This is a genomic window from Ulvibacter litoralis (genome assembly GCF_900102055.1).
Lineage (GTDB): Bacteria > Bacteroidota > Bacteroidia > Flavobacteriales > Flavobacteriaceae > Ulvibacter > Ulvibacter litoralis.
This window is the reverse complement of the sequence record NZ_FNBA01000004.1, coordinates 227,773-248,842: the sequence shown is the minus strand read 5'-3', so window position 1 is coordinate 248,842 and position 21,070 is coordinate 227,773. Positions and strand designations below refer to the sequence as shown.

At 34.0% G+C, this 21,070-nt stretch carries 18 protein-coding genes and 1 pseudogene; 2 read left to right on the top strand and 17 right to left on the bottom strand.

Annotated features, from left to right (window positions below):
- The first annotated feature begins 94 nt into the window (after positions 1-94).
- A complete protein-coding gene (locus BLQ00_RS13605; RefSeq protein WP_175445454.1) occupies positions 95-553 on the top strand; it encodes a response regulator in 459 nt (152 codons plus the stop codon).
- Between the two features lie 43 nt (positions 554-596).
- Here BLQ00_RS13605 and BLQ00_RS13600 read toward each other — a convergent pair whose 3' ends face one another.
- From BLQ00_RS13600 to BLQ00_RS13590, 3 genes are all read right to left on the bottom strand, one after another.
- The gene (locus tag BLQ00_RS13600) at positions 597-1,061 is read right to left on the bottom strand and encodes a COG2426 family protein (protein WP_373287756.1); all 465 of its coding nucleotides are present in this window, start codon (positions 1,059-1,061) and stop codon (positions 597-599) included.
- 88 nt (positions 1,062-1,149) lie between these two features.
- The gene (locus BLQ00_RS13595; RefSeq protein ID WP_093144866.1) at positions 1,150-1,368 is read right to left on the bottom strand and encodes a hypothetical protein; all 219 of its coding nucleotides are present in this window, start codon (positions 1,366-1,368) and stop codon (positions 1,150-1,152) included.
- A gap of 18 nt (positions 1,369-1,386) precedes the next feature.
- A complete protein-coding gene (locus BLQ00_RS13590) occupies positions 1,387-1,884 on the bottom strand; it encodes a DinB family protein (protein WP_093144865.1) in 498 nt (165 codons plus the stop codon).
- A gap of 265 nt (positions 1,885-2,149) precedes the next feature.
- Between BLQ00_RS13590 and BLQ00_RS13585 the strand changes: the two genes are divergently transcribed.
- A complete protein-coding gene (locus BLQ00_RS13585) occupies positions 2,150-3,109 on the top strand; it encodes a helix-turn-helix transcriptional regulator (protein WP_093144864.1) in 960 nt (319 codons plus the stop codon).
- Between the two features lie 5 nt (positions 3,110-3,114).
- On the opposite strand, the gene BLQ00_RS13580 is transcribed toward BLQ00_RS13585, so the two are convergent.
- The 14 genes and pseudogenes from BLQ00_RS13580 to BLQ00_RS13515 all read right to left on the bottom strand — a co-directional run bounded on the left by BLQ00_RS13580 (position 3,115) and on the right by BLQ00_RS13515 (position 20,987).
- Positions 3,115-4,677 carry an NAD(P)/FAD-dependent oxidoreductase gene (locus tag BLQ00_RS13580; protein ID WP_093144863.1) on the bottom strand — a complete coding sequence of 521 codons (1,563 nt, stop codon included), beginning with the start codon at positions 4,675-4,677 and terminating at the stop codon, positions 3,115-3,117.
- A gap of 32 nt (positions 4,678-4,709) precedes the next feature.
- Positions 4,710-6,545, bottom strand: coding sequence for a YfiR/HmsC family protein (locus BLQ00_RS13575; RefSeq protein WP_093144862.1), 1,836 nt, complete (start codon positions 6,543-6,545; stop codon positions 4,710-4,712).
- Complete coding sequence (locus tag BLQ00_RS13570) at positions 6,542-9,313, bottom strand: TonB-dependent receptor (RefSeq protein ID WP_229792633.1); 2,772 nt, start codon at positions 9,311-9,313, stop codon at positions 6,542-6,544. The genes BLQ00_RS13575 and BLQ00_RS13570 overlap by 4 nt, the downstream gene beginning before the upstream one ends.
- A 60-nt stretch (positions 9,314-9,373) precedes the next feature.
- Positions 9,374-9,802, bottom strand: coding sequence for a response regulator (locus BLQ00_RS13565; protein WP_093144861.1), 429 nt, complete (start codon positions 9,800-9,802; stop codon positions 9,374-9,376).
- A gap of 149 nt (positions 9,803-9,951) precedes the next feature.
- On the bottom strand, positions 9,952-11,355 hold the full coding sequence (locus tag BLQ00_RS13560; RefSeq protein ID WP_093144860.1) for a capsule assembly Wzi family protein: 1,404 nt from the start codon (positions 11,353-11,355) through the stop codon (positions 9,952-9,954).
- A 58-nt stretch (positions 11,356-11,413) separates the two neighbouring features.
- Positions 11,414-13,375 carry a polysaccharide biosynthesis protein gene (locus BLQ00_RS13555; RefSeq protein WP_093144859.1) on the bottom strand — a complete coding sequence of 654 codons (1,962 nt, stop codon included), beginning with the start codon at positions 13,373-13,375 and terminating at the stop codon, positions 11,414-11,416.
- Between the two features lie 28 nt (positions 13,376-13,403).
- Positions 13,404-14,534, bottom strand: coding sequence for a DegT/DnrJ/EryC1/StrS family aminotransferase (locus tag BLQ00_RS13550; RefSeq protein WP_093144858.1), 1,131 nt, complete (start codon positions 14,532-14,534; stop codon positions 13,404-13,406).
- Between the two features lie 3 nt (positions 14,535-14,537).
- Entirely contained in the window at positions 14,538-15,149 is a 612-nt protein-coding gene (locus BLQ00_RS13545; protein WP_093144857.1) for an acetyltransferase, read from the bottom strand.
- A 1-nt stretch (position 15,150) separates the two neighbouring features.
- Positions 15,151-15,753 (bottom strand): sugar transferase, encoded by a 603-nt coding sequence (locus BLQ00_RS13540; RefSeq protein WP_093144856.1) that lies wholly within the window; start codon positions 15,751-15,753, stop codon positions 15,151-15,153.
- Positions 15,754-15,765: 12 nt separating this feature from the next.
- Entirely contained in the window at positions 15,766-16,932 is a 1,167-nt protein-coding gene (locus tag BLQ00_RS13535) for a glycosyltransferase family 4 protein (protein ID WP_229792632.1), read from the bottom strand.
- 23 nt (positions 16,933-16,955) lie between these two features.
- On the bottom strand, positions 16,956-18,134 hold the full coding sequence (locus tag BLQ00_RS13530) for a right-handed parallel beta-helix repeat-containing protein (protein ID WP_093144855.1): 1,179 nt from the start codon (positions 18,132-18,134) through the stop codon (positions 16,956-16,958).
- A 9-nt stretch (positions 18,135-18,143) separates the two neighbouring features.
- Positions 18,144-19,325, bottom strand: a complete 1,182-nt coding sequence (locus BLQ00_RS13525) for a glycosyltransferase (RefSeq protein ID WP_139149417.1) — start codon at positions 19,323-19,325, stop codon at positions 18,144-18,146.
- A complete protein-coding gene (gene wecB, locus BLQ00_RS13520) occupies positions 19,318-20,490 on the bottom strand; it encodes a non-hydrolyzing UDP-N-acetylglucosamine 2-epimerase (protein ID WP_093144853.1) in 1,173 nt (390 codons plus the stop codon). The genes BLQ00_RS13525 and wecB overlap by 8 nt, the downstream gene beginning before the upstream one ends.
- A gap of 194 nt (positions 20,491-20,684) precedes the next feature.
- A pseudogene (locus BLQ00_RS13515) lies at positions 20,685-20,987 on the bottom strand (four helix bundle protein).
- Positions 20,988-21,070: the final 83 nt, after the last annotated feature.

Below are 21,070 nucleotides of genomic sequence, written 5' to 3'. Positions count from 1 at the left end.
ATAACAGATATGTGTTAACGTACAATAAACGATGACGCTTATTTTAAAGTAATTCCAACTCTTAAATAAACACATACCTATGATAGTAAACATTATGCTAATCGACGACAATAAAATTAATTTATTTGTCACTCAAAAAATTATTGAAAATTCAGGTATCGCAGCTAATATCAAATCTTTTGATAGTGCTATTGTTGCGTTGGACTTTCTTAAGAATATAGAAGAAACGAATACCTTTCAAACTAAATTTATACCTGATATCATTTTATTAGATATCAATATGCCAGAAATGAATGGAACTCAATTTTTGAGTGCATTTAATAAAGTTAAAAGTATTCAAAATAGTCAGACTTGTATTTATATAGTGTCATCATCTATTGATCCTGAAGACATTAAAAGTGTAACAAAAGAAGTAAACTGTAAAGGGTATATTGAGAAGCCAATTACCTCCGAGAAGTTCAATAAAATACTAGTAAACTATAGACCATATCTTGGAACATACGATTATCAAGAAGTAGATATTAATCTAGATGTGATGCGAAAAACGTCTTAGGTAACGTTTATAAAAAATTTGTTCGATAAGATTCAGTGACAAACTATCCTATCCCTTTCATTGTTAGCACCGTAGTTACCCAAACAATAACTGAAGAGAAAAATATGCCAATGACATTGGCATAAAATGCTTTTTGTTTTTCAATCTTAAAAAGATAGGTGGCAATAGAGCCCGCATACACACCGGTACCTGGTAAAGGAATCATTACAAATAAAATAAGACCCCAAAATCCATATCGCTGAATTTTATTTCCAGATCCTGATTTCGCTCTTCGCGCTACCCACAATGCCGCTTTTTTATAATAATACCATTTCAATAAATAACGGTTTATTTTTTCTAGAAAAAGCATCATGATAGGGAAAACAAGAACATTGGCTAAAAAACAAACTACAAATACTAAATAGATGTTTATACCATGTACAAGCCCATAAGGAATGCCCACTTTTGCTTCACCAAAAGGAGACATACTCCACAAAATAGCTATGATAATTTCTTCTAACAAATACATTTCTTAAAGTTTTGCAAAATTACTATCATATAGAAGAATGACAACTATTTTAAATCATAAATATTAGATAAAATTTTAACATACTATTTTAGTGTAATTCATTACAATCATAGCCGTTATCTAACAAAATAGATACAATCTTATTTGCAGGCAACGACTGCGTTTCAACTCGGAGAATATTATCACAATCCTCCAAGTCGAAATTCCAACAATCTGTAGAATGAAGTACGGTGTTTAACAACGGACTTAAAAAAATAATATCCTTTTGTTTTACTACTGAAGTTTTAAAAACCAAAACTGTATTCATTATACTTTTATTTAAAGATTAGCGCTCCCAAAATGCAGGTGGTTCAATTCCTAACGATCGTAAATACACATATCCTTGTCCGCGGTGGTGAATCTCATTATCGACAAAATATAAAATGGACGATATAACAGTACCTTCATACTGTCCAAAAGCCAATATCGTTTCTTGAAAACGTTCTATAGGAAGCATTTCCCAATACAAATTAATATCTTCAGTTGTTTTGTCCCAAAGTTCTAAAATCTGTGATTTCGTTAAATCTACCGCTGGATGCTCTTCATCGATTGTTGCAGGTTTTCCTGTGGCAATTTCGCAAAGTCCAGGAGCCGCAATTCCTAAAAGTTCCATAACCATTATCGAAAAAGGTCGCATTCCTCCTATTGAAAAGGTAAAAAATTCTTTTTCCGGAAATGCCTCAATCACCCTCCGCGTTAAGTTTCTGTGTCCTTGCCAATGGGCTACTAATTGTTCTGGCGATAGCATTACGGCTTCTTTCTGAGGTTGTTCTGTTGTTTTCATACATACATTTTTTAGAGTTGATTATTAATGTTTTTCAAAAGTAAAAGCAGCTAGTGACAGCTATATGTCAGTAGTGAAAATTTAGTTTGAATATTTTTTTATTTCTTCGGAAAGTACTGTTGACAATAGGTTGTCATAAGGTTCACATTACTTTGCTGTACAAAACACTTTCAGAAAAATTAAAACAGGCATGAAAAGATTGAAGTTTCATTCTACTAACCGCTCTCGTTTGAAATCTTATCTTTGGGAGATATGTTATGCTATTATGGGATTAGATACACTTAAACGCTTTGACCGAATCGTTGCCATCCTTATTCAACTGCAATCCAAACGCATTGTAAAGGCACAAGAGCTTGCCGATAGGTTTGAAGTAAGTCTACGTACTATTTACAGAGATATTAGAACCTTAGAAGCCTCTGGCGTTCCAATTTCTAGTGAAGCAGGTGTTGGTTATTCCATTTTAGACGGATACCGCTTACCTCCTATTATGTTTACACGTGAAGAAGCAGGAAGTTTTGTTGCTGCTGAAAAGTTAATGCAAAAATACACCGACGCATCGTTGGGAGCCTATCACAAAACAGCGATGTACAAAATTAAATCTGTACTTCAAGGAAAAGAAAAAGATTGGATTTCGGCCCTAGAAAATCATATTACCATGGCGCCTTCAACCCAACTTTTTAATCAAGATATTCCAGATGCTCTAGAAATCCTTTTTGAAAGTATCGCTGACAAGAAACAAGTTTTTTTAAAATACCATTCACTTCAAGCCAAAAATCCTTCAGAAAGAAATATAGAAGCCGTGGGCGTTTTTCATGAAAACAACTTTTGGTACGTATTAGGTTTTTGTCATTACAGACAGGATTACCGCCAATTCAGAACCGATAGAATTCTGAAAATTAAGCGAACACAAACAAGTTTCAGTAAAGAACATGGAACGATTGACGAGCATCGATCTAAAAATTATGATGTTGCAAAAACCAAAGTGAGAATTCTAGTGGATAAAAGAATCGCTCGTTTTATAACCTCTGAAAAAGAGCAACAGGGATTTGTGTCAGAAATTCAAAAAGGAAATCACATAGAAATGACGTTTATGACCTCGAGTTTACAAGAAGGTTTCCCAAGATGGTACGTGATGTTTGGCGATTATGCTAAAATTATTGAACCTGAAGCGCTAAAAATAAGGGTGAAAGAATTACTTCAAAAAATGAGCATCGGACTAGAATAACACGGCTATTCCTGCTCTTGGTATTTTTTAGCAATAGCATCCACGCAATTAATCCCGTCAATGGCTGCAGAAATAATTCCGCCAGCATATCCAGCACCTTCTCCACAAGGATACAAGCCTTTAATTTCAATGTGTTCTAAGGTATCTAGATTCCGAGGAATAGACACGGGCGACGACGTTCTGCTTTCTGGCGCATGCAATACCGCTTCATTGGTGTAATAGCCCTTCATTTTTTTTCCGAAGGACACAAAAGCTTTCTTTAAACGTTTTGCGAGTAAATCTGGTAAAATTTCATTTAAATCGGCCGCCACAATTCCAGGTTGGTAGGACGTTTTAGGAAAATCTGAAGATACTTTTCCTTCTACAAAATCGAGCATACGTTGTGCCGGAACCTGTTGTGTTTTACCTCCAGCTTCCCAACATTTTTTTTCTACTTCTTTCTGAAAATCTAAACATACAAAAGGATCTCCTTCTTTAAAATTAGGAAGATCCTCTGGAGCAACACTCACCACAACACCTGAATTTGCATACGGATTATTGCGCTTACTAGGACTCCATCCGTTGGTCACCACTTCCTCTTGAGCCGTTGCACAAGGCGCTATAATTCCGCCAGGACACATACAAAAAGAATACACACCCAAACCATCAACTTGCTCTACCAACGCGTACGAAGCAGGTGGCAAGTACGGATTTTCATCATCTCCGTGATACTGAATGCGATCTATAAGCTGTTGCTGATGTTCTACACGAACTCCAATGGCAAAAGGTTTCGCTTCAATTTTAATGTTTTTTTCGTGTAATAAATAGAAAATATCCCGTGCAGAATGGCCTGTGGCTAACACCACATCATCAAACTGCTGCCAGTTACTATCATTAATTTCAATAGCTGTAATAGCATTGTTTTCAATTTTTATATCGGTAAGTTTCGAATTAAAGTGCACTTCTCCTCCATTTTCCATAATCGCCTCGCGCATGGTCGTAATAATTTTTGGAAGTTTGTTGGTTCCAATGTGTGGATGTGCTTCCACTAAAATATCTTCATCTGCTCCAAAGTGAACAAACCACTCCATTGCTTTTAATACATTGCCACGTTTTTTAGAACGGGTATAAAGCTTTCCGTCAGAATAAGTTCCTGCTCCGCCCTCTCCAAAACAATAATTAGACTCCGGATTTACAATTTGTTCTTTATTAATGGCTGCCAAGTCTCTTCTACGCTCGCGCACATCTTTTCCTCGTTCAAACACTATAGGCTTTAAACCGGCTTCAATAGCTCGTAATGCGGCATATAAACCTGCAGGTCCTGCTCCGATAATCGCTATTTTTTTTGCTTCGGAAACATTGGTAGGAATGAAAGGTGGAATGGTTTCTCTAACTTCATTTTGAAGCCAAAACTCCAACTGAAGATTGATCTTAATAGGCTCTCTTCGCGCATCTATAGAACGTTTACGAATACGCCAATCGCTGATATCCCCTTTTCTTAATTTTGCCTTTTCTAAGGCTACATCTAGAATATAGGCTTCATCTTGTTGCTGACGGGGTAATATTGAAATTTGAATTAGTGTGCTCATCTAAAGGCCAAAGATAGTCGAAATGGTAAAACCTACTCTTGAAAAGGGATTGTAAAATAAAAAGTAGCTCCATTTCCTTCACTAGATTCAATTCTAATTTTTCCGCCGTGCGCTTCTACAATTTTTTTGCAGTGCGCTAGGCCAATTCCGGTTCCTTCATAAGTATCGCGCGCATGAAGTCTTTGAAAAATTGAAAAAACACGTTCGTGGTATTTTTTTGCAATACCAATACCATTGTCTTTAATTGCAAATTCCCAAACTCCTTTCGTTTGACTTTTGGGGGTATAAATTTTTGAACATGAAATTTCAACTCTAGGTTGAACATCTTCAGCAACAAACTTTAAAGCGTTTCCAATTAAATTTTGAAATAACATTCGCAACTCAGTTGGAGATCCTGTGATAACAGGTAAATTTTCAGTAACAATTAAAGCTTTCTTTTCATCTATACGGAATTTTAAGTCCTCCTGAATACCTACTATCAAATCTTCTGTATTAACCGTCACCTCTTCTTTTAATACACCAAGTCGGGAATATGATAGCAACGCATCAATAAGATCTCTCATACGATCGCTAGAACTCTTTACATATTCCAAACTTTGATTACCAACGTCGTCAAACTTATTACCGTATTCTTGCTGTAAAATATCAATCAAACTAGATATACTGTTCAGGGGTTCTTTTAAATCATGACTCGCAATGTAAGCGAATTGTTCTAAATCCCTATTTTTTTGTTCCAATGCTAAAGACTGTAATTCAACCTGTAGTTTTTGAGCACTTAATAATTTGTTTAATTTTTTATTCGAAAGATAATTTCTATAAATAATAAAACTAGCAATTAAGACTATTGCTAACAAGGCCAATAAAAGTAGGTTTGCCTTTTTTTGAGAATCTATTTCTGAAACTTTATCGTTTAAAATAATTTCTTTTTCAGCTATTTCTTTTCGTTGAAGCTCAAGAAACTCTGTTTTAAGACTTATTTGCGCATTACTGCTATCTATAATACGTTCTTGGTATTTTATAAAATTGATTTGCTGCTGAATGTTTTCTTCCAATTCACGTTCGATAGCAAGTTTTTCTTCATACTTTTTAGTATGAAACTCATTTGATTCTGACAGTGTTTTTAATAACTTTTTACGTTCAATGCTTGCTTGCTCTTCGTTTAAAACAAGTTCATTTTGCTGAAGGTTAATTGTTTCCTTCTGGTTTTTTAACTGTTTATTTTTCTTTTCTAAAAGTTGCTGTTGAGTTTGTGTTTTTTCCGAAGCCAATTTTAACGACTTTTCCGTAGAAAGGTATAGATCCTTCCATTTTTCAGCAGTGGTAATGGAGTGTTCTCTTAAAGAAGGTGAAACAATAAATCCATGCTTTCGTAACAGTTCTGAATTAATTTCATATTCAAAACTCATTCCTATATTCACCATATTAATCATGGAAGTATTGTATTCATAATCTTCAGTAATTAATAAAATAGGTTTGTTTGCAATCTTTTTTAGAATGTATTCGATATCATAATTGTATTTATTATTTACATACAATACTTGAATATCGTCAATATCCTTCACTAATGAGAAGCGTTTTACTTCTACTTTTTTATTATAAATTCTTCGTTGTTGTGCAAGCGATTGTATATCTAGCACGGTTCGGTCTGGTCCAAGGACTCCTATTTTAAAAACGCGATTGTCTTCAATGTCGGGCCAAATTATCTGTTGTGAAAAATTAGTAATGAAAATGGCGCGTTGTAGGCGTTTAATCTCTTCTTCCGTATTGTTTTGAGAAAATAAGGCTTGAGAACCACATAAAATGAAGAAAAAGAAAACAAAAGGCGAATTGCTTTTAAGTAAAAATAAGTTTTCTTTTTTTAAAATCATAAACGTAATAATAATCTAAAATAATAATTAGCACCGCTTACACCAAATTGTTGTACACGTCTACTGTATACAAAATTACCCTGATCTCTATTTGCGGAATGTGTATGTGCATCTGGGTAAACATTGGCAATATTATTCCCCCCTAATGTAGCTTTTATATTGTCATTAAACTGATAAGCTACTGAAATATCTGTAAGAACTTTCGGAGAAAAAGTCTGATCTCGAGTTTCTACAAGTCCTGTGTATTCATTTATTATCCAATTTTTAGGATCTCCATCATCTGGATGTAAGTATTGAACCTCTCCAAAAAGTGTATTTCCCAATTGAAGTTTATATTTATCAAACTCATAAGATAGCATTGAAGTAAGCTTGAAATTAGGCTGAGCTTTCTCAACTCTAGCAATTTCTTCTCTATTAAAAACAACAGATTCTTGCCCTTCTAATGAAGAAGAAACCTTTATTGGTCCAACTACTTGGGTATTTGTAATGTTAGCCGATAACGACCCATTAAAAGCACCATTGGCATCCGATTTTTTGTAATGAATAGAAATATCTCCCCCCATTGTTCTTGAATCTATCGCATTTGTAAAGAATTGTGCGGCACCTACATTGAAAGGAGCTAATACCGTTTCATACCCTTCAGAAAACTGTCCAGATAATACAATACGATCTTTAATATTAATGAGGTAATAATCTAGACTATATGTAAATCGATCATCAAGTTTCCCACTTAAGCCAGCACTAAAATGTTTTGATATTTCTGCTCGCAATCGCTCAATTTTAAAGGCTTCTGTAGCAACAGCACTTTCATTGTTAAAAGTCCCCACTTGTACAATATCGCCATCAATAAACTGAGAACTGATATTCTGAAAAAACACTTGATGCAATGAAGGAGCTCTAAATCCTTTTGAATAAGACCCTCTAATACTTAAATGATCATTGATACGATACCGACTAGAAAGTTTATAAACTCCTTGACTTCCAAAATCGTTAGAGGACTCATAACGTCCTCCAGTTTTAAATAAAAGGTTATCTGTTATATTCGTTTCAATATCCAAATAACCTGCGCTATTGGTTCTAAACCTACTCAGCTCATTCTCTGGTTGTATTCCTGGAAATATTTGAGCTCCAGAAATTCTTGGTCTTTCCACACCATCTTGATCTACATACGTGCTTTCACCAGTAATATAAGACGCTTCTTCTCCTGCAATGATTTGATAATTTTCTACGCGTAACTCAGCACCAAAAGCAACACTAATTCCTTTTAAAAACTTAAATTGTCTTGCAAGGTCTAGATTTGTTGTATTTTGATGGTAGGCGAAACCTCCAGAATAGAATGTTCTTGGAGACGCAATCCCTAAAGATGCATTATTCGAGTTGTTTACGGTATAATCAATTCTGTTTCCACCAATAGAGTGACTAAAATCGATGTTAAATTCATTTTTAACTCCTTTGATTCCAACTACAATTGCATCATCCTGAATATCGGTAAGAATTTCAGGGGAAAAACCATTTGGAAATAATTCTGGAACAACACGATCTGTTTCTTTTGGAAATCTAAAAAATCCCTTAGACTTTCCTTCCCTGTAATTTCTACCACCATGAAGGTAAATGGTTGCGGTTGGAGTCATTTGAAACTCACCATTAAAATAAAGGGCTAAATTTTGAGTTTCAGCATTACCAATTTCCATTACTCGTTTCCCCGAATATTGAGTTTGTCCAAAAAAATCATTTTCTTCAATTAAAACAGCATCTTCAGAAGGGTTGTTAGAATATACAGTTCCTGTATAATCACCTGCACGATTGGTTGCTTTACGTTTTCTATATTCCGCAGTAACATTTAAAAATCCATTATTGCCAATCTTCAGCCCAAAATTACCTGACGAATAGTTTTCGAAACCATCACCTGCTGTATTAATTAAAACCCGATTATCTATATCTATAACCTCGGTTTGTTCTTTCAGAATAATATTAATTACTCCAGCAATTGCATCAGATCCATATTGTGATGTAGCACCTTCACGCAAAATCTCAATGCGTTCAATGGTTGCTAACGGAATGGCATTAAAATCGGTTCCTACACTTCCTCTTCCTACAGTTCCATTAACATTAAGCAGTGAACTATTGTGCCTTCTTTTTCCATTTATAAGAACTAATACTTGATCTGTACCCAATCCGCGAAGGGTCGCAGGGTCTATATGATCTGTACCATCTGCAATAGTTTGATGTGTAGAATGGAAGGAAGGAGCCAAATAATGCAATACTGCACTGAGCTCTGTTCGTGATGAATTTGAAATTATTTGAGGACCAATTACATCTACAGGAGCCGATGTTTTTAAGCTTGATTTTGGGGTTGCTCTTGAGCCTAATGAAACAGGTTGATCTATTGAAAAAGCCGTTTCTAATTCGAAATTTAAAATAGCCTCCTCTCCAACTTCAACTGTCACAGATTTAGACAGTGTATTATACATAACAAATTGAGTCGTTAAGATATACGTCCCTTCTTCTACGGAAAATGAATAGTTACCATTTACGTCGGTCGTTGTAGTTTGAATCGTTCCCTCAATACTTACTCTGGCTCCTGGTAAGTTTCCAAATTGATCTGAAATATTACCAGAAATAGTCGCTCGAGATTGAGCATAACTTTCTATTGAAAATAGAAAAAAAACAGATGAAAAAATAAAACTTAATACTAAGTTTCTATTTTTAAAAGTGTTTTTAAATGAATTTGTTACTTTTTTATTGGGTAGTTGGGTATTATTAGGCACGTTATTCTTTTATTTTAATTTATTTTGAAGTGACCCCAAATAAATTTAAAAGGGCATTTTTCAACAACCGATTTCTACTTTGTTAGCAAAATGATTTGCCAACACTTCATTGAGAAGTGGAAATGAAAGCGGTTTGTTTATATAATCATCTACAGGATGCTTATCTATAGATTTTTTTACATCTGCTGGGTCTGAAGATGTGGATAATAAAATTACTTTAATGGTATCAGTAAAGGCATTATCAAATTTTTCAAATTCAATGAGAAATTCCCAACCATTCATTGCTGGCATGTTAATATCTAGAAATATTAAGTCGGGTTTTACTTTTTTCGCATTGTTAACCTCTTTAAGATATTCTAATGCTTCTAAGCCACTTTGAGTAGAGACTACATGAGAGAAGCCTCCATGTCTATTTACTACCATTTTATTAAAAAAATTAGTAGCTTTATCATCATCTACTAATAAAACACAATTCACCGATTGCTTCATATTTAATTAAATTTCAAATACAAAGTTAAACTTATATTAAATCTAATAGAAGTATTTTAAATTTCAAATATATTTTTCGACGAAAGGAGTCAAAGTTTCGACAATACGTCCTTACGATTGAAATAATTTCCCAAGAAAATCAGAATTTCTTAAAATTTATAACTGTACTGAAGCCCTCCACCAAAATTATCTTCATTCTGATTGCTATAATCATATCCCAATAAAAGAGAAATACTCCCATATGTATCGAGAGAATACTTTGTGTTTATATAACTATAAACAGCTCTTTCTTTAGGATCTATTGGGTCTGCAAATGAACCAAAATTTTCTACAAAACTAACTTTTGATTTGAACGACCATCTTTTATGCCCCATGGCAATTCCAAGATTAATCCCTCTAGATTTGTTGTTTCTAATAGAATTCCTAGATTCATAAGGAACTAGTAATGGAATTCCGATAGTTGTTTGGTGGTAGGTCCATCCAGATGCATAAATAGAATTGTTAAAATAATTATCCCGAGAACTGCCTTCATTTGCAGCCCCACTTTGATTGGTAGTTTGTACAAATTCAATTAAAAAACCTGTTACAAAACTGTCATAATCTTTGGTGTTCGGTCCAATATACAACCCCCAAATACCATCCGGGAAATTTTTAAATGCAGAACCTGACCCATCTTCAAAAGGGTGTTGATGATACATCTTTAAATATCCTGATTCTGAGTTATGAATATATTCAAAATTGTATATTCCTAAATGATTTCCTAGTCCATTTAATTGATCTCCTAAAGGTGCATCTTCGTTAGCGTTCGAAGCTATAAAGACTTTCAAAAAATCATTAAAAGAATTTGGCAATTTTCCAAATTCTGGCGAGGTTCCTCCCCATTGCGCATAATGTTCTATCCCTGCTGAAAAACGATTTTTTTCATTAATTCCATAGGTTAATCCCAACCGTTTATAATGAACCATAGCATCGTCTACATAGCGGTCATCATTTAAACTATAATGTGCTATTGCCCAATCTAATTCTAACCCTTTTAGTAATTGAATAGGGTTATTTGCTTCTATAATAAGTCCTGGCAATGCTCTTGCATTTCCCGAAAGTAAAAAATTATCGCCAACAATAGACAATCCTTGGTATTTTTGAAAAGGAGTCTTACTTCCTAGCGTAGCTTTTAACCAAGAATTCTGATAAGATAGATACAATTCATCACGATGTATGGTTGTATCATCAAAACCATCTGCAGCGACCACACCAGCCCCAACTTCTATATAACTAGTTTCTGAAAAGTAATAAGAGGCGCTTCCGCGTAAAAGTCCCATAGCATTGGTTTGGGAACGCATTCTATCGTTCGTATTACGATACATCCAAAATGGAAGAGAATCATCATTAGCTACTAATGCTAATCCTGATATCTCAAAAAAATCAAGAACGAGTCCTTTATTTTCAAACGGTTTATGATTTTCACTCTCTAAATTTACTGTTGTTGCCTCTTGGGAGTGTAAGGGTAATGAAAGCAGAAAACAACTAAAAAAAATAAAAATCTGCTTTTCCATAAATAAGAATAAAGTCTTTTACAATAGACAAAAGAGGGTTAGTAGTATGATAAATATACTATTCTTTTTTTATAAATGAAGTAGTATCAAGAACCTCAAATTCTGAATTTTCACTAATAAATTCTGGAACTAAGTCTTTTAAGAGTTTTACAACTTGACTGTCCTTATGACGTGTAGCTGTCTTAATTAAGGTTTTCATTTTTTTATTGATTTCTTCAAAAGCACCGCAAGGAACTTTAGAAATCATAATTTTTGGATGATGTGTAGGCAATACCGTTGAAGTATCATTCAACAACTCTTCATACAATTTCTCTCCAGGACGAAGTCCTGTGATTTTAATATCAATATCCTCATAAGGCTCAAATCCAGAAAGACGAATCATCCGTTCTGCCATATCGAGAATTCTAATGGGTTTCCCCATATCAAACACGAAAATTTCTCCTCCAACTCCCATGGTACCTGCTTGTAACACTAGCTGACACGCTTCTGGAATGGTCATGAAATATCTAATAATATCCTTATGTGTAACGGTAACTGGTCCCCCTTGAGTGATTTGTTTTCTGAAATGTGGAATTACAGATCCATTAGATCCTAATACATTTCCAAAACGTGTGGTAATAAATCTTGTCTTTAAATCTTTATTGCTATTCTGAAGCGACTGCACATACATTTCTGCAGCTCGTTTTGAAGCTCCCATTACATTGGTTGGGTTTACAGCTTTATCTGTAGAAACCATTACAAACTTGTCGATATTATGTTTTACAGAGAGCACTGAAAGATTTACCGTTCCTAGAATATTTACATAAATTGCCTCTAAAGGGTTTCTTTCAATCAAAGGAACGTGTTTATAAGCAGCGGCATGATAGACCATTTCGAAATCATACTTATCGAAAAGCATTTCCAAACGATACATGTTGCTAATGTTAGCTAATTCTGTAATGAAATTGAGCTTTGGATAGTTTTGTATTAAGTAAATTTCAAGTTCATGCAAAGCTGATTCTGCTTGATCTAACACAACAATCAATTTAGGATCAAATTCGGCAATTTGCCGTACTATTTCACTTCCAATAGATCCTGCACCACCCGTTACTAAAATTGTTTTACCGTGTAAATCATTCTTTATAGAGTCACTTTCAATTAAAATAGGATCTCTATCTAATAAATCTTCAATCTGAATTGGTTTTATCTGACTCTGAATGTCTTCTTTCTTATTCCAAGTTTCTAATAGTGGAACATTAAACATTTCAACATTGTTAGCCAAACATTCATCTACGATTTGGTTTTTCTCCTTACTTGTAAGTGATTCACTTATAATTAATATTCCATCAATTTGGTGAACAGAAATTACCTCTGCAAAGTTATCTTTTAGGGGAATGACGGGTTTGCCTAAAATTTTATATCGCTTAGATCCAAAGCTTTCACTTAAAAACCCTACCAATTGAAAAGGCAGATTAGACTCTGTAGTTAATGCTTTCCCTAAAGAAATGGTGTGATCATCTACTCCAACAATGGCAACCCTTTTTTTGAAGCTACCAACAGAGCTATTCTTCATAAATTGATATACTTCTTTTACTGAAATTCTAAAAAGTAACATTGTAGTAAAAGAAAGTAACATGTAGAGCAACACAAAAGTGCTTAAAAACAATTTGCTGCCACTTGTAAAAAAGTAAATGTAGCTAATGGAAATTACCGTTATTGCTGTAAAGAAAGAAGAAAACGCTAGTTTAAAAATATCCATAAACGTAGAGTGGCGAATAATACCCGAATACGTTTTGAAGACAAAAAAGAAAATTATATTTAAAGCAATTATAACGGTTCCTTGAACTAGTATTGATACTATTTCAGGAAAAACCATAGGAGTTTCTAAGAGAACAAAGTATGCAACCCCCATAGAAAAAATACAAAAAAGAACATCTAATAAAATAACAGCCCAGCGCGGTAAGTAACGCTGGTCTAGTATTTTTAACTTATTATCTCCTGTATAGAGATTATTAAAAAACTTTTGTTTTAATTTATCCATGAACATTTAAATGCGAAATTACAAAAATCTAGTTGATATTTTCTAAAACAGCACGAATCCTTTGTTTTTCCTTTTCTCCTAAATTTGAACCCGAAGGCAAACACAATCCATTTTCGAAAAGTGTTTGTGCTGTTTTAGCTCCATAATAAGGAGCATCTTTAAAAACAGGTTGTAAATGCATTGGTTTCCACAAAGGTCTAGATTCTATATTGTCTTTATCTAAAGATATACGTATTTTCTCTGCCGACAGTTTTGTTTTGGTTGTATCTATTGTAATACTAGACAACCAATGGTTAGAAAAAATGCTTTCTGAAGGTTCTGTAAAAACAGTTACCCCTTCCATAGTTTTAAAAATATCTTTATAAAATACATTCATTTCTCTGCGCAAACCAATGTGTTTATCCAAAACTTCCATCTGCCCTCTTCCTATTCCCGCACAAACATTACTTAATCTGTAATTATAACCTATCTGAGAATGCTGGTAATGCAAAGCCTCATCTCTTGCTTGGGTTGCTAGAAACATTGCCTTATTTTTTAAGCTTACATCTTTGGTTACTAAAGCTCCTCCACTTGAGGTTGTAATGATCTTATTACCATTGAACGATAATATTGATATATCGCCAAAGGTTCCACATTTTTGACCTTTATACGTACTTCCTAAGGCTTCGGCACTATCTTCAACAATAGGAATTCCATATTTTTGAGCAACTGCATTTATTTCATCTACCTTGTATGGCATTCCATATAAGTGAACCGGAATAATGGCTTTTGGTTTCTTCCCCTTCGAAATCCTATCCTTTATCGCTTCTTCCAAATGAATAGGACACATATTCCAGGTATCTACTTCACTATCGATAAATATAGGTGTCGCTCCTTGATATACTATCGGATTTGCAGAAGCAGAAAACGTCATACTCTGACAAATAACTTCATCACCACGAGTAACACCCAACATAATCAAGGCAAGGTGAATCGCAGCTGTTCCTGAGCTTAAAGTTGCCACATGAACATCCTCTTTAAGATAGTTTTCTAAATCAGACTCAAAACCATTTACATTAGGCCCTAACGGTGCTATCCAATTGGTATCAAAAGCATCATTTACAAAATTTTGTTCAGTACCTCCCATGTGTGGAGAGGATAAATATATTTTTGGATTCATCTATTATACTATATTATATCTTATTATTTTACCTGGATTTCCATAAACAATGGCTCCATCGGGTATGTCTTTTGTAATTACACTTCCAGCTCCTATTGTAACCCACTTCCCAATACTTACTTCTGGTAATATCACTGCTCCAGCTCCAACTATTGTTCCCTCTCCTATTGTCACTCCACCTGCAACTGCAGCTTGAATAGCAATGTGTACAAAGTTATCGATACGACAATTATGCGATACCGTCGCATTGTTATTTATGATGCAAAAATCACTAATTATAACAGATGCGTCAATTACAGCATTCGGAAAAATAACAGTTCCTTTACCAATGGTTGATGAAGGATAAATTACTGCAGATGGATGTATAAAGGATGGATATTCTGCTTTTATTTTTGAAGAAATCATCTTTCTTACTGCATTATTTCCAACAGAAATACAAAGTGTTTTTACTTCTTTTTTATAATCCTTAAAGTAACTAACAGGTACATCTAAAATATCTTGATATTGAGGAGCATCATCAAAAACGACATTGGGTGTATATTCTGCCAAACATTTTATTAAAGCTACTACAGCAAAACAATGTCCACCCGCTCCATACAACGAAATTTCTTTCATATTAATTTCCTTTAAATGGTGTTGTGGTTGCTTGTCCTTCTGTATTGATGTCTTCTTTAAAAAGAACTTTTTTCACTGTTTTCAAAAGTATTTTTAAATCCAATAAAAAAGATTGATGCTGTACATACCAAACATCTAACTCAAATTTTTTCTCCCAACTTATTGCGTTTCGACCACTTACCTGTGCCCAACCTGTTATTCCTGGTTTTACCAAATGTCTTTTCTTTTGCATTTCGTTATATAAAGGCAAATATTCTGGAAGTAATGGTCTTGGCCCCACAAAACTCATATCGCCTTTTAATACATTTATTAGCTGCGGAATTTCATCTAAAGAAGTAGCTCTTACAAATTTTCCGATGGCCGTTAACCGTTTTTCGTCTGGCAACAAATTACCCGCTAGGTCCTTTTTCTCATTCATGGTTTTGAACTTAATAATTGTAAAAATACGTTCATTTTTACCAGGTCGCTTCTGAAAGAAAAAAGGCTTTCCATCATTCGCAAAGGTTAAAAATAAGGTTACCAATAAAAATATAGGGGCTATTAGCACTAAAGCAATTAAAGCCACAATACTGTCTAAAACTAATTTAAGTCCGTTTTTATACACGCTACAAATATATTAAAGCTTTGCTTCTAATCGACGATATTCTCTCAACAAATGCTCCCAGATTTCTTTTCGTTCGTACTTTGATGTGATCACTGGTCTAGCATTTTCTTTTAATGTTTCGTACAAAGGTTTAGTATTCACTAGGTTTTTCATTGCTGTGAATATAGCTTCTGCGTTTTTTACAGGAATAATACACCCATTATTATTTTCTGAAACAATTTCGTTGCAACCATTTATATCTGAAACAATGGCAGGTAATCCCATAGCTCCGGCTTGTAGTACTACATTTGGAAACCCTTCTCGATAACTAGGAAAAACCAAGGCATCGCTCAGTGCAAAAAATGGACGAACATCGTTTTGGTATCCGATACTATAAATGTTCTTTAAGTTGTTAATTTCGATAAGTGTTTCAGGAGCCAATGGATCTAAATCTGCTTCTAAAGGGCCTACTAACAATAAAGATACATTCGTGTTCTCAGAACTTAATTTTGAAAAAGCAGTTACTAATTCATTAATTCCTTTGTCTTTCACCAAACGTCCAACAAAAACAAAAACAAAATTATTCTGCGGTATTCCTATTTCGTTTCTTTTCTGCTGTTTAGCTTCAGTAGTAAAAAGAGCAGGGTCAAAATAAGACGTATCTATTCCATTAGAGCTTCCAGCTCCAATAATTTGAAGCTTTTTAGGGGCTGTAAAACCTTCCGAAGTAATAAAATCGTACAACCCTTTAGAATTTGGGTAAACGTTTGTTGAAAAGCGATACGTACTTTTTTCTACGAAGTTTAAAATTTTTCTTTTAAAACCTGTCGCCTCCATTAACGGCAAACCTGCAACTGTATGCAATCGCAACGGAACTTTTGCTAGATACGCCGCTAACATTCCTACAATACCCGCTTTTGGAGTATGCGTGTGAACGATCAATGGTTTTTCTTTTTTTAAAAATTTATACAATTTGTACACTGCTTTCAAATCTTGCAGTGGTGTAATTTTTCGTGTTAATTCAATGAAGTAGGTAGCCACATTGTTTGCCTTCCCAAATTCTTGAAGTTTCTCTTTTTCTGCGGAAATAGCCGTCACTTCATAAAACTGCTGCATAAACGTAAGCTGTCCTTCTAGCAATTTTTCTAAAGAGATGGGTACTGTTGTAATCCGAATTAGTTTAGGTTTATTTCTGTTCAACTCTTTAGCTTGTTTAGAATTATTTATTGAAAAAAATATCCCTTTTTTTTCAGAAATTTCATTTTGTATTGCATTCCTTCATCCACAACATTTACATTATTTACATCGGAATACACTTTACAATTAAAGAAATTGACGGGTGGATATAAATCACTGGTATTACCTAATGCATATGCCTGTTTATTAAACTTCCAAATAGCGTTTTTAATAATAACGTTTCCGGTGAGTTTCTTCACTTCTTTATCTTTTTTAGGTCGAAAATCGGCCATCGTAAAACCATAAGTTGAATACTCATCAATATGATTTACAATTTCTATATTCACATGATTGTCTAATTCTCCCACCAAACTAGTTAGGGCAACTACAATCCCATGATTTTGATTATTGAATGTTTTCGGGCGCTCAATATAAATATTATTAAGTGTAGATGTGTTACTATTAGGCTCAATATCAATACCCGATTCTGGACTTTTACCGCGAGAATTTGAAACAACTGGTTCTATGATTCTGATATTTTTACCACTCGTAATAGAAATTCCATTTCTTCTATTTTCATCTATAATAGGCCGATGAATATAAATTGAATCATTTGGAACTATGTCACGCCCTCCTCCAATGTAAATACCGTCACCCCAACAATGGGTCACTTTTGCATTAAAAACAGATATATTTTTTGATTCCTGTATCCATATACCCATTCCCCATTCTCCTTTTTTGTCTTCAGGGTTTACGCGTCTATATCGATCTCCTTCTATTGTTGGAGAGTAAATCGATACATTTTCCACTTTAGCAATATTCAGTATCGCATACAGCACCTTAGCTGAAGATTTCAGTTTCAGCAATGATTCTTTTTGAAAATATAATTTGGAATTACTTCTAATTCTTAGTCCTTTATCATTTACTAAGATTGGAAAATTTGGAAATTCTACAGTACTATGTTTGTCAAGTACATCTTGAATAACATCTGTATAATCTGTATCTCCCAGCTTGGAGTAGCCATTCGGTAAATAATCGACAATTTTTACCAAATCGATACCTTCCGCTTGATCTGTAAAAGTTGATTTTTGGTTAATTTTAAGCTGATTCGAAAATTCTTTACTCACCTTTTTATTAACACCTTCATGTGACTTTCCATTTCCACAACCTAAAAAAGGGAGAGACAGCAAGCTTATTAAAAGCATTCCAAAAAAAATATTTTTCATAGTGCACGCTTATTTTAGCAACGATTTAAAATCGTCTAAAAAATTATGATAATCAAATACCTGAGATTTTTTACAATTTACTTTCATTTTATAAATTTCTTCAGGACTTAATGAAATAGCTTTGTCTATGGAATCTTGAATGCTTTTATCACTTTCTGTTGAAATTAAAAAACCATTTTCTCCTTCTGTTAAATAGTCAACAATATTGCTGTTTTTATTGGTTAATACAGGGATTCCACAGGTAATAGACTCTACAAACTTGGTTGGAAATCCTGCTTTTGTAACAATATTTTCATCTCGAATAAAAATTGAGAAATCACTGCTCTTCAACAACCTAACAGACTCAGAATGAGATACGCGACCATAAAAAGAAATTGAATCTTTCAAGGACTCTATCTCATCTTTAAAATTAGGATATATCTCAATAAAATTTTCTAGTTCTATTCCAACAATATGCAAAAAAAAGGAACGCCCTTCTTTTTTAAGGTTAGACATTGCTTTTATAATAAGATCAAGTCGATCTTTAGCACTAGATTTACTTGTTAAAGAGAAAGGAGATCCAGAATAAATAAACTGGACTGGACGATTCGTTACCACTAAGTCATTTTGCCATTTAGTATCAGTAACATCTACTAAAGGAGGAACTTTAATAGAATTTTGATTATTTACCGAATAATACCTATCAAGATATTCACTAATAGAAATAATTCCATCCATTTTAAAATGCAAATTTCGCATTCGCCAAAAGATGTCTCCTTTTTTTACTTTTCTATTTAAAAAACCACCTTCTTTAGGTGCTTCATACCATTCGGTACAATCTGAAATAATCTTAATTTGATTGCTATTACAATAGTTTTTTAATCGATATAATGAACCTGATGGCAAATTATAGCAAATAATCGCCTTTACGTTTTCTTGGCTTTTAATTAAATGTACATAATAATTATACTCAATAATGTACTTAAACCAATCTATAGTGCTATTTGGGTAGTTAAGTGAATAACATTCAAATCCATAATACTCCTGAGGCGTAGACACTCCATTGTTTTCAGAATCTTTATTCATTCCACAAAAAACAACCTTATAGCCTAATTCTCGAAGTATTTTTCCGTTTGAAATAACCCGATGTGCTGCTGCATTCTTATCCGGTAATTCAAATCCGCCAATATATAATATGGTTCCGCTACTCACTCCAAACAACCCTTTTAATGTAACTCGTATAACTTAAAATAATACGTACCATCTTCTCACCTACATTTGGCATTGAATAGTCTGCTACCCTTCTAAAACTTCTCTCTTCTCCTCTAGCCTGTGTTTGCAATTGAACCAAGCCTTGCATAATACGCTCGGGAGCTAATCCTACCATCATTACGGAAGCTTCTTCCATGGCTTCTGGACGTTCGTGAGCTTCGCGAATATTTAAGGCCGGGAAATTTAAAATAGAAGATTCTTCAGAAATGGTTCCACTGTCTGAAAGTACCGCATAACTATTCAATTGTAATGCGTTGTAGTCATTAAAACCTAAGGGTTTTAAAAACTGAACTTCTGGACGCATTTCAATTTTTTTCTTTTCAATCATATTTCGAGTACGTGGATGTGTACTAACGATTATCGGTAACTTGTAGGTATCGGCTATTAAATTTAAACTTTCCATTAAATTCTGAAAGTTTCTATCGCTGCCAATATTTTCTTCTCTATGTGCTGATACTACAAAATATTTATGAGCGGTAAGATCCAGACGTTCTAACACATCTGAAGTTTTAATTTTTGGCAAGTAATGATTTAGCACCTCAAACATGGGTGATCCTGTTTTAATAATACGATCTGCAGGTAAGCCTTCACGCAATAAATACTCACGCGCAATATCACTATAGGTACAATTTACATCACTGGTATGATCTACAATCTTACGGTTCGTTTCTTCAGGTACGCGTTGATCAAAACATCTATTTCCTGCTTCCATATGAAAAATAGGAATGTGTCTTTTCTTCGCAGGAATAGCACACAAACAACTATTGGTATCACCTAACACTAAAAAAGCATCAGGCTTCAGTTGCGCTAACAAAGGATCTACTTTAATTAATATATTCCCAATAGTTTCGGTTGCTGTTGTCCCTGCGGCTTCTAGAAAATAATCGGGCTTTCGGATTTCTAAATCGTCAAAAAATATCTGGTTTAACTCGTAGTCATAATTCTGACCTGTATGCACCAATATATGTTCAATCGCTTCCGAAGCATCTAACGCATCTAACGTTCTTGAAAGTCGTATAATTTCTGGGCGAGTACCCACAACGGTCATTACTTTTAGCTTCTTAGTTGGGGATTGGTTATTGGTGACAGGTGTGTTTGGGTACATTTTTATTTTTTTTTACTTGATTACTGGTGATTTGTTACTTGTGATCTGTGACTTATTATTTGTTATCTGTGATCTGTGATCTGTGACTTGTGACTTGTGACTAGTTACTGCTCACAATTCACTATCATATATTACTACAACGGTTTATTCTTTACCGATTTTATCAAGCCGTTCAGCATTTTACCTACATCATTTTAAGTACTTAGGCTTTTATCTAAATCCTCTTGCGTTGCAAAAGTAAGGTTTTTTGAGATAATCAATTGTGTTTCTAACTCCATGCAGCTTCCAAGAGAAGTATATAAATAGTGAATAAACTCCTTATCCCCTCGTCTTGCGGCTCCTTCCGCAATATTTGAAGGTATAGACACCGCTGCTCTGCGCATTTAATTTGTTAATCCGTACTTCTCTTCAGTTGGAAAACTTGCTGATAAATTATAAATATCAGTCACGAGATCAATGGCCTTTTTCCAAACTTCTAAGTCCTTATGAGTCTTCATTTCTTTCTATTTTAATTCTAGTGACTTGTGACTTGTTAATGCTCACTAATCACTAGTTACTGCTTACTAATTACTGTTTACTA